9 protein-coding genes and 2 pseudogenes are annotated in these 12626 nt (G+C 31.5%); 2 read left to right on the forward strand and 9 right to left on the reverse strand.

The window, feature by feature from the left end; genetic code table 11:
• Positions 1 to 2: 2 nt before the first annotated feature.
• The 6 genes from NSS74_RS25560 to NSS74_RS25585 all read right to left on the reverse strand — a co-directional run bounded on the left by NSS74_RS25560 (position 3) and on the right by NSS74_RS25585 (position 6811).
• Positions 3 to 770, reverse strand: a complete 768-nt coding sequence (locus NSS74_RS25560) for an acyl-CoA dehydrogenase family protein (protein ID WP_149191287.1) — start codon at positions 768 to 770, stop codon at positions 3 to 5.
• A gap of 17 nt (positions 771 to 787) precedes the next feature.
• Complete coding sequence (locus tag NSS74_RS25565; protein ID WP_340814545.1) at positions 788 to 1741, reverse strand: PLP-dependent cysteine synthase family protein; 954 nt, start codon at positions 1739 to 1741, stop codon at positions 788 to 790.
• A 19-nt stretch (positions 1742 to 1760) separates the two neighbouring features.
• Positions 1761 to 2756, reverse strand: coding sequence for a 2,3-diaminopropionate biosynthesis protein SbnA (gene sbnA / locus NSS74_RS25570; RefSeq protein ID WP_088031223.1), 996 nt, complete (start codon positions 2754 to 2756; stop codon positions 1761 to 1763).
• Between the two features lie 1440 nt (positions 2757 to 4196).
• Positions 4197 to 5183, reverse strand: a complete 987-nt coding sequence (locus NSS74_RS25575) for an ABC transporter ATP-binding protein (RefSeq protein WP_088031224.1) — start codon at positions 5181 to 5183, stop codon at positions 4197 to 4199.
• 28 nt (positions 5184 to 5211) lie between these two features.
• Positions 5212 to 6006: an ABC transporter permease gene (locus NSS74_RS25580; protein WP_088031225.1), complete on the reverse strand. Its 795-nt coding sequence runs from the start codon at positions 6004 to 6006 to the stop codon at positions 5212 to 5214.
• Between the two features lie 16 nt (positions 6007 to 6022).
• Entirely contained in the window at positions 6023 to 6811 is a 789-nt protein-coding gene (locus NSS74_RS25585) for an ABC transporter permease (RefSeq protein ID WP_340814546.1), read from the reverse strand.
• 102 nt (positions 6812 to 6913) lie between these two features.
• On the opposite strand from NSS74_RS25585, the gene NSS74_RS25590 reads away from it, so the two are divergent.
• Complete coding sequence (locus NSS74_RS25590; RefSeq protein WP_340814548.1) at positions 6914 to 7867, forward strand: helix-turn-helix transcriptional regulator; 954 nt, start codon at positions 6914 to 6916, stop codon at positions 7865 to 7867.
• Between the two features lie 226 nt (positions 7868 to 8093).
• Positions 8094 to 8219 (forward strand): annotated as a pseudogene (locus NSS74_RS25595) (zinc ribbon domain-containing protein); the annotation flags it as partial.
• A 111-nt stretch (positions 8220 to 8330) separates the two neighbouring features.
• Here the strand turns inward: NSS74_RS25595 and NSS74_RS25600 are convergent.
• The 3 genes and pseudogenes from NSS74_RS25600 to NSS74_RS25610 all read right to left on the reverse strand — a co-directional run bounded on the left by NSS74_RS25600 (position 8331) and on the right by NSS74_RS25610 (position 12514).
• Entirely contained in the window at positions 8331 to 10013 is a 1683-nt protein-coding gene (locus NSS74_RS25600) for a helix-turn-helix domain-containing protein (protein ID WP_340814549.1), read from the reverse strand.
• 336 nt (positions 10014 to 10349) lie between these two features.
• Positions 10350 to 11475: pseudogene (locus NSS74_RS25605) on the reverse strand (IS3 family transposase).
• A 331-nt stretch (positions 11476 to 11806) separates the two neighbouring features.
• On the reverse strand, positions 11807 to 12514 hold the full coding sequence (locus NSS74_RS25610) for an IS6 family transposase (protein WP_149191291.1): 708 nt from the start codon (positions 12512 to 12514) through the stop codon (positions 11807 to 11809).
• Between the last annotated feature and the right edge of the window lie 112 nt (positions 12515 to 12626).

Raw genomic sequence — 12626 nt, forward strand, 5'->3', positions numbered from 1 at the left:
AGTTATACGTAGTTAATGTAGTGGAATACAGAACCAATTCCATGAATTTCTAAAAACCTGCTATTTATACCTGCTTCTTCAATTAATCCATATGCGCCAGTTGTAGGAACTAACTTATCTACAATTTCTTGTTGACTCTCTATAAGAAATATTATTGATCTAACACATTCTTTCATGGTAATTAATTTCTTATCTAATTTCTTTGCTAGTTCTATTAATAATAATTTATTGGTTGTATACTCTGTAAAACTATCTGCTAATGTTTGGCCCACTAATTGATGTTTATGAATAGGTACATCAAAAGCAACGCGTTTTTTCGAGTAGTCAATACAAATTTCTAGTACTTGCTTTAAAGATAATAATTGTAATACTGGTATAAGGAAATAATTTATTCTTTGGTAAAGTATTGATTCATTATCTATTTCTAATTCCTTTAATATTCTCGCATATTTCAGATTGATCTCTATTACCACAATTTGATAATGAGTCAATTCAAGTCGCTGCGTAATGTAACTAGACTCTATTTCATAAATTAAATTCTGGTGTATAAATTTTACACTTTGTTCAAGATTAGCATTCTTTTCTACTATACTTATATACCGATGTCTATTTACACCTGTTGAAAATAAAAAATTAACATTCTCTATTTGAGTTAAATCATACCCAACTTCATGTACCATTTTAATAATCTGCTCAACATCAGTAGTATTTCTATTACAAAAATACTCAATCATTTGAACCATATTAGATTTATTTTTATTCATTATCATTGAACTCACCTCCTTGATTAAAACAGATTATGTTCTTTGAGCCATTCATCATTAAAAATTGTGTCTAAATATTTGGTCCCATTATCAGGACAAACTGCTAAAACTCCACCTGATTCTTCTAATTGATCGGCAATTTTGATAGCAGCATATACTACAGCTCCCGAAGATCCTCCTAATAATAAACCTTCTTTAGTAGCTAAATCCCTTGTTGTTTTAAAGGCATTATAGTCATTAACCTTTTCATGATTATCTACATGTACTGTATTAAATATTTTAGGCTTAAAATAATTTCCAGGACCTTGTTGTAAATATGGGCCTTTTTCTCCACCAAATAAAGTAGATCCAACTGGCTCCACCCCATATATTAGCAAATCTGGCCTTTTATCTTTGATACCTTTAGAGACACCCGTTATTGTTCCACCTGTGCCAACACTAATAACTATCGCTTTAATATCTTGATTAATTTGTTTTAATATTTCTTCTGCAGTATGTATTTCATGAGCATGAGGATTCATCACATTATCATATTGACTCAAATTAATATAATCTTTATTATCTGCAATTAAATTACGAATGTATTTTATACGATATTCTGTTAAATCTGCATTTTTCAAATTTATGGTTCCTTCCATCATCTCTACCTCTGCACCATATGCTTTAAGTAAGTTAAGCTTTTCTCTCGGGATATTTTCATCTGCTATACATATAACTCTGTAACCTTTTTTCTTCCCATATAAAGCTAACGCTATGCCAGTATTACCCGAAGTGGATTCGACAATAGTCATCCCTGCCCTCAATCTGCCCGATTCCTCCGCATCTTTCAGCATTTCTATAACAGGTCGATCCTTGACACTCTTACCAGGGTTAAAGCTTTCAAGCTTTAAAAATACATTCTGATATTTAGCCATTCTATTTAGTTGTACAATTGGGGTATCGCCACATAAATCAAATACAGATCTTACATAATCCATTGTTAGCTTCCTTTCATTGCTAATAAGCTAGATTTTCAATATTTACTTTCCGATTACTTTTTGAACAAAATACATCCAATAAACCATCCAAATATCTATCGCCATTATCAGGAAATATTACTACTATATTTTTTTTACCTTTTATATTTCCCTTTAACTTAAGTGCTGTAAAAAGTGCCGCTCCTGAAGATGGACCAACAAGAAGACTTTCATTTTTAATAATCTGTTCACACATTTGAACACTCTCATCGTCATTCACATGAAATACTTCATCTATAAGTTCTCTTTTTAAATTAGGAGGTGTTACATTCCCACCAATCCCCGTCATCCTACGAGCAGAAGGACAGCCACCAAAAATAGTTGATCCTTTTGCATCAACCGCTATAATTTTTGTTTTTTTCATATGCTTTTTAACAAATAAACCACAACCTGTTACTAATCCTGCGGAGCTAACAGGTATTACTAAGTAATCAATATCTTCTCCTAACGCATTATAGATTTCAAAAGCTGTTCCTTTATAATGTGCCTCTGGATTCCCCTTATTGTCATATTGATTCGGCCAGTAAGCATCTTCATATACTTCTAATAATTCCTTTACCCTATCAATCCTTGCTTGTTGATAGCCACCATAGTTATCTGGTCGAGAGACCATATCTATTGTTGCTCCATACGCTCGCATAATCTTTAAGTTAGTCGTACTAATTCTAGGATCGACTACACAATGTACCTGATATCCCTTAACTGCACCAATCATAGCTAGAGCAATTCCTAAGTTCCCTGAGCTTGACTCAATAATTCTTCCACCCGGCTTTAATATTCCTTTTTCTTCAGCAATATTAATCATATTTAATCCTGGACGATCTTTCATACTTCCCCCAGGGTTAAACCCTTCTATCTTCGCAAAAATTCTCACATCATTATCAGAAAATGCTTCTAATAACATTAATGGTGTACTACCTACCAAGTCTAGTATTGAATTGTTAACTTTATAATTTTTCATCTTTTTCTTCTCCATATTTTTTATTCCTTAAATAAAAGAATACAAATTGATTAAAAGTAATGACATAAATACACAGTTAATTTTGCGTTATTTACAGAAAAAACATTAAAGTATGAATTTTTTATTAAATAAAAAATCCTTAGTAGTAGGCCTAAGGATTTTTCGGAGAAATTAAAGTGTTTAACATAATCAATGTAATAATTTATAGTAAGAGCTTAGTGAGGAAAAGTAGTCACTATACATGGAAATAATTTAACCTTTTCATAATGCATATTAATAAAATAAATTAAGTATGGTTCACATAGCTTTAACTACTAAAGTAAAAAAGAAGGCATTTTAAACATTTCTATATGTCTGTTATTACTGAAACAATTAAATAACTTTAATCACAAGAACTTTTGATTTTCCATCTCGTATATTTATCACCTCCTTTATACAGTTATAATCATATATATACTTGTACTGTCCCATCAATTTAGAGTTCTTAACATGTTAATACCATGTTAAGAACTACTAACATATTCCTTTTAAAGTTTTTTCATAAACCATATCCAAATAACATTTAAATATTAATACATAGTTATATTAGGTTTAATGAACATATAAAATAAAACCACTCAGAAATACTAGTAAAGTAAGTCTAAATGGCTCTACCTAAAAAATTAGAACAATATTACGCGTTTACGCCTCCAACAAGAACTTTTGGGTTTGTCATATTAACCACCTCCTTTATATACTCATTTTCTTATTTCATAGTTATCATCTCATATACACTTGTACTGTCCCATTACTTTAAAATCATTAACATGTTAACGTCATGTTAATGACTTCCTGTACCTTCCTTCTGATCTTCTTCAGAAGATACATCTAAAAAACATTAGTAAATTAATATAAAATAATGATTTCTTATATAAAAAAATAGAACCACCCAGAAGTACTAAAAAAGTACATCTGAATAGTTCTACCTAAAAAATTAGAACAATATTACGCGTTTACGCCTCCAACAAGAACTTTTGGGTTTGTCATATTAATCACCTCCTTTATATACTTATTTTCTTATTTTCTTATTTCATAGTTATCATCTCATATACACTTGTACTGTTCCATTACTTTAAAATCATTAACATGTTAACGTCATGTTAATGACTTCTAGTGCCTTCCTTATGACTTTTTTATACAATACGTCTAAAAAATGTTTGTACATTAATATAAAATAATAATTTCTTATATAAAAAAATAGAACCATCCAGAAGTACTAAAAAAGTACATCTGAATAGTTCTACCTGAAAAATTAGAACAATATTAAATCTTTACGCCACCAACAAACATTTTTGTATTTGAATCTGTCATGTCTTTCCCTCCTCTCATAATATATTGCCGCTTGGCATATTTATAATATAATAATCTACTCTTATCATTCCATTATTTAATAGTAATTTTGTTGTTAACAGTACGTTAAAGAACCATCCCATATTGTTTATTTTCATATAATTCCCTTAATACTTGCTCTATTTCAGGTGTTTCAATTTCTATTTTAATTAACCTGAATTGTTTAGATAATTCATTAATAATCTTTGGTACTTCTTCATGATCACTAAATTCAAAGTACATTTTATTATCTTCTTTTTTTAGAGGAATCAAAGATGGTATCTTATTCATGTCTTCTAGCGCAATTTCCACGATTAACGTATCTTTTTTTGTGGTCATTTTCTTTAAATTATTTTTTGCACCATCAAACATAATCTTTCCTTGATCAATAAGAACAATTCTGTCACATAATTTTTCAATATCGTCCATGTTATGAGATGTTATTAATACCGTTGTTTTTTCTTCTTTATTTAAAAATTTAAGAAACTCCTGTATCTTATTTTTAGCCAAAACATCTAAGCCAATAGTTGGTTCATCTAAAAATAAAATTGGTGGTGAATGCAGTAGTGTAGCAACCATTTCTCCTCTCATTCTCTGCCCTAAAGATAATTGTCGGACTGGTCGATTTATAAATTCCTCCATATCTAATATTTCAATAAAGTTATCTAATCTTTTTTTATATACCTTAGAATCAACTTTATATATCGCTTTTAATAGTTCAAAGGAATCTTTTAATTTTAGATCCCACCATAACTGTGTTCTCTGTCCATATAGAACGCCAATATCTTTAGCATTTTCTTTACGATACTTCCCTGGTTCCCTACCCAGAACTTTTAACTCTCCTGAAGTAGGTGTTAAAACTCCTGAAAGCATTTTTATTGTTGTAGATTTCCCTGCCCCATTGGGTCCTAAATACCCTACCATTTCACCTTCAGCAATGTCCATATTTATATTATCTACAACCTTTTTCTTAGTTCCTTTCCTTCCTAAAATTTGATTCAACATAAAGAAAGAACCATTTTCTTTAGAATATACTGTAAATTCTCTCGATAAATTTTTTGCTTCAATAATCAATACAGACACCCCCAAAATTTTTTAAAAATTAAGAACCGGCTCCCGAATAAAACTTAATAGACACGTGCCAAATAATATAACTTAAAATAGATAAAATAAGTGAGACTGCCAAACAGATCAAAATAAGATTGTCATTTAATAAATAAGAACCTTTTCCTAATAAACCGGCACTTGGATAGAAGCCTATAAACCCAATAGGAAGTATAAAAGTTAAGAAAAATTGTACCCATTTCGGAAAAATTGTGACTGGATAGTTATCAACATTCGTATAGATATTGTCTAACATTTGAAACAATCCTCCACTTTGTAAAGTAATAAAGGCTGTTGATCCTATTATTAAATGGATAGATATAGAAACTATAGTTCCACAAATAATTAGTAACACGGTATATAAAATTGATACAGCACTCCATCCACTAATATGGACACCTGCGTAAATTAACGCACTTACTGCATAAATTACTGTTCCTAAACTGTTAATATTAATTTGCTTACTTGCAAACTGTAAAAGTGCGTTCATTGGTCGGACAAGGATTCTATCAAACTCCGCATTTCTTACATAATGATCAATGTCCATAATGTGTATAAATAATAGTAAGCCCAACGAATAGGAAAGCATGTTAAAAGACGAAATGAATAAAATTTCGTAAAAATTCCATCCGGCTATACTTGGAAAGTTTCTTGTTAGTACCCATATAAATAGGGTAGAAAATATTCCGAAACATGTAACACAAATAATGCCTAAGAAAAAATTAAATGGATATGCCATTCTAGAACGAATATTAGCTTTCTGCATTTTTAAATAAAGTCTTAAGTATTCCATATACTTCTCTCCTTTCTTAACCACCAGCAACTACAAGCACTCTTTGAAAATATCTAACAACTAAACGGATGATTATTATTAAGCCAACAGCCCACATTATTTGAAAAGCCATTAAACCTAAAACATTCTGAAAATTAACTTGCCCTGTTATAATAGATAATGGAATATCGTACATTCCTCTAAAAGGTAGAAATTGAGCGATTTTTTGCAAAAACTCTGGGAAAAACCACAGTGGTATTAATTGTCCGGATAAAAACGAAGTAGCTAATCCTATAACAATCTCAAATCCCCAAACTTCTACAAAAACAAATGCAAGAAGAGAAATAAAAAACTGAACACAAAAATTTATTATAATACCAGCAAAAATACTAAATAAAAAAGCACACCACATTATCCATGAGCTACTAATACTAATTGGGAAAATAAACACGGTAATAACTCCAATAGGAATAACAACCGTCATAATATTCGCAAGAATCAGTCCGAACGAACGCGAAAGCATTGCAAACTCAAAATTCCATGGACGTTGAAATTCTTGTGCTATTTGTCCATTTTGAATTTTTTGACTTACTTCCCATACAATTGTAGGAGTATATAGGGATTGTAGTACAATTGAGATTGTCATATATGTTAACATTACGTCTAAAGTAACATTAACCCCATTCGCTGGGGGATTCTCATATAAGACGGTCCAAACCTGCCTTACAGCAAACACGGCTATAAGCGTTGCTATAATCTTTGTTAATACATTAAACTTGTATACTGTTGCACTCTTAAAGGTAGTTCGCATCAATTTACTGTACATATATTCGCCTCCATTCCTTATTTGAACAACTTAATCGTAACATTTAATAGTGACAATTTTTGTCATGTATAAAAGAAAAATTTTTAAAAAGGATGAAAACTGATGAGCAAGATAAATAGACTTTTTAATATATTGCTGCAAATCAACACAAAAAATAAATTTACTGTGCAAGAGCTTGCAGATGAATTTAATGTATCTAAACGTACGATTCTACGGGATTTAGAAGAATTATCTACCCTTGGAATTCCACTTTATTCTGAACGAGGTCCTCATGGGGGGTATCGTTTAATAAATAAAAATGGCTTATTACCCCCCATTACATTCTCTGAAAATGAAGCAATCTCCTTGTTTTTCGCTTGTCAATCTTTACAATATTATGATTCCATACCATTTGAACATGAATCTAAATCCGCTCTAAATAAATTTTATAATTATCTTCCACAAGAACTAAAAAAAAAAATTGATTCAATGAGTGAAAGGGTGCTCTTTATCACTCCAACAAGACAGGAAAAGACCCCTCTTTTAAAAAATATAATGGATGCTGCTATTGATCAAGAAGTGATACAAATTGAGTATGAATCAAAAAGAGGCTTCTCAAAACGAATTATACAGCCCATAGGTATTTATTCGTCTAATGGGTATTGGTATATGCCCGCATATTGCTTTAATAGGCAACAAAATAGATTGTTTCGAATAGATAGAATAAGGATGCTAGAAGTTAAAAATAACTTCCCGCAAAAGAAAGATTTTTCTAATTTAACTTTAAATACATGGTTTAAAAAAACAGAAGAAAAACCCAAAGAACTTATAAAATTATATGTGATTTTAACAAGAGAAGGTATTCTTAAATGTGATTTTAACATCTGGTTACGTGAAAAAATTAAAATACTTGATGATGGAACAGGTCTAATTGATACATACCTAAATAAAAATGAAATTGGATATATGAGTGATTTTTTTTTAGGTTTGGGAGATGACGTTGAAGTTAAACATCCTATAGAAATAGTTACACTAATCAAAGAAAAAGCTTCAGCTATATTAAATAAATATGCGTAAAGTATATACAAGGATATTCTAACATTCCATCAGTTTTGTTAGTCATAAATTTTAATATATAGTCCAATTCAATTAGAATTAAGATACTTTTATAAAGACATAATTTTCAAAAAACATAGAGACAAACCTTAAACAAGCCTCTAAAAAACTTTTGCTTAAAGGGATTTCATTTACACTGTTTCACTTAATCGGTATAATGAACAATTGAAATTTTTCATTATACCGATTAAAAACTTTATCAATTCGTGAGTGGGATTACCCTACTTGTGGCGCACATCACGATAGAGATCGAAATGCAGCGCTCAATCTTAGAAACCAAGCAATTCGTCTCTTAACCGTAGGAACTACGGGATCGCCTAATGAATTAGAAACCGTTAGGTTTCCGTACTTAGGAATCTCCCACTTCAAACAGTCCGTGAGGATGTTAAGTGGTGAGTAGTTCAATAAAATAGATATTCTTTCTTTACATTTTTTCAATAATAATTTGTCTATTGTACCAGTGACTTAATTTGTCTCTAGCATTTTCAGAAAGACGCTTTGTTTTTCGATTATAGAATCTGGAAAGAGTAGGTTGCGAAATATCTATTTCTTCCGAAAGTTCTCTCATTTTTATGTTCTTTTTAGTATGAAAAAAAACTAGTTTCTCTCGAATCAATTTTTCATTCTCATCCGTATTCAAAGGTTTACTATTTATTTTTACAATTTGATTTTCCCCTTGTATTACATCTATATTTTTTCTTGTTTTCATTTTCCCCACAGAATTAATTAATTCTTCTGGTGGTAAAATCACTATTCCTAACTGTGAATAATAATTTTCAAACCAATACTTCTTTGTAAACTGTGTCTCATCTAAATCTTTAGTGTACGCCCAATGTGAAATAACTTTTTCTTTTTCTAAATCTATTAACACATTTTCTAATTGCTCACGAATACGGTGTGGACGCCCCTTAGCTATATTAATCCCTATAACAGATAATAGTCCTTTTTCTCCACCAATCGAATATGGTCTTTTTAAATTACTGTACTGTTGTCGAATTCTCCACTGCCAAGATAAGTAGCGAATGAGTCGCTTATGGAATTTGTGGCGATAACTATTATACTCCAATGCTTTTTTAGATAATAACGCTGTTGTGCTACTAGATTCGTATAAATACATCGATAAAAAGCTACCTGGCTTTATTCTACAAGATTCAATACCTACGTAATCATTGGTATTTTTATCTCTCCAAAGAACTACAGAATCTAAAACGAAAAGTCTTTTAATTATTTCACGTTTCATTTCAAATTGCTTACCAGTTTCTGCACGATCATTTAAAACCACGACCTCATTATCATCATTTAAATAAATAAAGATACTCGCCAAGGCAGCTATCCGTTGTGCAATTTTAATTTTATCTTCTGCACGATAATACTCTATACCGTTTGCTGTTGCTTTTGGCATATTACACATATCTAGTACATTTTCATAGCTGAAATCAATAAAATCGTCTGGAGATTTTGCTTGATTCAACCACTGTATTGTAATTGTATCTAAACAGTCTGCGGTAAGATCGTCCATATTACTCATTACACCATCAATTAATGTATTCCATCGAGCTGCTTCTTCAATGTTCGCTAACCTTAAATCTTCATCTTTGTGAGAAGAGAGTTTTGCTACTCCACTACTATCTTTCGTTTCAATTAGATACGACTGTAATTTTGTATTTTCATCTTCTTCAAATTGATTCTTTGCTATTCCATCCCTTAACTTATAATAAACTGCAGAGTTATTCACTTCAAGGTAGTTTTCAAGCACGTTTTTGTGATTAGATTCAATTAAAATTTCAGGTGTTATATTATTAACTTTGTTGTCTTTCGGAAATTCTTGTTCAACAAATCTACCAATAGTTTCGTTGATTTCAATTTTATATTTCTCTATACTTGTGAATATTTGCAAAGAAGAGAGGCCACTTCCTTGCTTTTGTTCAAGCCACTTCACAAGCATTGAAAATGAAGGAGAATAATAAAACGAGGTTACAATCTTACTATTATTTTCTTTAACTTCTTCATAATAAGAATTCCATTTTTGCCACAACTCCGCATTATTTTTATAGAGCGGCTCTGATATCAATATTGCATCTCGAAATAATTGTAGAACATTCTCCATGTATACCCTCCTTCATTGTAAATTTTAGTCGAGGATTTATAAAAGTGAAATTTTAATTGCTACATGAGCTCCCCTCCTAACAAAATTTGAGGATTTATTAGATGATTTTTAAATTATAGATTTATAATCTTGGAAAATCACCTTTTTTTATCATAGATGTTTACATATATTGATAGCGATCTCTGACATTGATTATATAAAACCAAATTAATTTTTAACATAAAATTAGCGTTAAATAAACATACTGTCGTAATATCAAATGATTTTCAACATATTTAAAGTAAAAGCCCACTGCTTTTGAAGTGAACCCCGAAAGCGGGACACATATCAAAACACCTAAACCATCTGTTCCCTATATTCTTTAGGGGATAGGGGGTTTAATTTTTCTTGAATTCGCGCACAATTGTAGTAATGAATGTATTCTAGCACAATCTTTCGCACAGTTGTGTTGGATACTTTTGTTATCTTTTGTGAGTAGAAAGCTTCACTTTTTAAATGATCAAAGAAGCTTTCCATGACGGCATTATCATGGCAATTTCCTCTCCGGGACATGCTGGTGATAATGCTGTTTTCTTTGGCACATGCTTGAAATTCCTTCGCTGTATAAATACTCCCTTGATCCGAGTGAAGGATGACATCTTTTACTTTTCTTCCTCTCATTGCTTGTTTTAATGTCTTCATCGCTAATGTCAGTGTTTGTGACTCACTGACGACATAACTAATAATTTCACGATTAAAGGCATCCATAATCGTTGATAAATACAAGGTACGCTCTCCAAATAATAAGTAAGTCACATCTGTAAACCACTTTTCATTTGGGGCCGATGCTTCAAATTGACGTTCCAATCGATGAGGAGCTACCACTGGTTCCGCACCTTTGAGAGTATATGATATTGTCTCATAATCCGTAATACTTTTTTATGATTCACACACAGTCCCATTTTTGGAAGAGTGGCGGTCACTCTTCGATATCCATACCGTAATTTGTGCCTAAGACAGACGGCCTTTATCTTCTCTTCTATATCATCTTTAAGACGTTCCGTTCGTTGTAACCAGCGATAAAATGTGGAACGGGGTAATTCTAATACGCTACATAATTCTCTTACAGTTATTTTTGTTTTTACATCTCTCCATAAAGTAACTACAGTTTCTGGTTTCAACTCCTTTCGATTTCCAGATACTTTCCCCATACAAGTAATTTTGTTTTTAAATGTTTATTTTCTAAACGTAGTTGTTCTAATTCACTTAGCTCTTTTGGCCCTTTTCCATAAGAATATTGTTTTCCTACAGGTTGTTGAAAACGATACGTTTGATCTGTACGATACCATTTCATCCATGTCTTAATTTGGGAAACGTTTTTAATGACGAGCTTCTCCATAATGGTGTGATTTGAATAACCATCCTTTTTCATTTCAATCACTTTCCACTTTATTTCTTCTGGGTAATGAACTCTTGTCTTCAAACGAAAAACACCTCCTGAATTTGCATACTTAGTATGCGAATTCAGGAGGTGTTTTTTTCATGTACCACTATTCGGCTTCACTTCATTTTCAAGAAAAATTTGGGGATTTTTTTGTTTTGGTGGCGTTTATTCTTCTTAAGTTGATGGATGTGTGGTGCTACCCCATCGCTATCAAGCTAAGCTTATGCAATGTCAATTTTAGGAGAGATTGTTTCTTTTTTCTAAAGGGCAAGTGTAGGTGATTGAAAGATTTGCATACGAAATAAACGGTTCTGGTGCAAATATATGAAGAAGAACATGGATGATGGTAGATTCTTAACGGAATCGTATTTTATGCTATAAGTCCAAACACTTGGTGAACGAACTCTTTCTGATTTTGGACAGACTGATTCTGTAAATCAATTTGTCCCTTTTTTATCATATGTATGGCTTCCACACCACTCAATATAGAAGTTGCTGTTTTATATGATTTAAATCCCAACATAGAACGCACACGTTTCTTGATAAAACGATGATCTTGTTCCACTATATTATTAAGATATCTAACTTGTCTTAGTTGTATGCCTTCGGGCATATGGATCTCCTCTTTCAACTCTTGCACCGCTATAGGGTAGGCAGGGTTCTTATCTACTGTTATCACACGAGGTTTAGAAACATACGAAAAAGCCAAAGCTTTCTTGAAAAAGCGCTTGGCTGCTTGTTTATCTCTTGATTTACTAAGATAAAAATCAATGGTGTTCCCTTCGGAATCTACAGCACGATATAAATACATCCATTGACCTTTTACTTTGATATAGGTTTCATCAACTCTCCATGAGTCATTTGTTGATTTAAGATGATATCGTACTTTCTCTTCTAATTGAGGCCCATATTGATGAACCCAACGCATAATGGTTGTGTGAGCGATTGATATTCCTCGTTCTTCCATCATTTCCACCAGGTTACGAAAGCTTAAATTGTACAGAAGGTACCATCTTACTGTTAATAAGATTAGTTCGGGCTGATAGTGTTTCCACTTGAATAAGTTTTGCTTTTCCATACTAATCACGTCCTTTTTTAAAGTACTAGTATCAGTATGTCCAAGTTTCAGAGATTCGTTACATGAGCCTTAAAGTTTTTGCACCAGAACCGTTTTATCTTTATTTCTTTTT

Source organism: Bacillus sp. FSL E2-8868 (assembly GCF_038005505.1).
Taxonomy (GTDB): domain Bacteria; phylum Bacillota; class Bacilli; order Bacillales; family Bacillaceae_G; genus Bacillus_A; species Bacillus_A mycoides.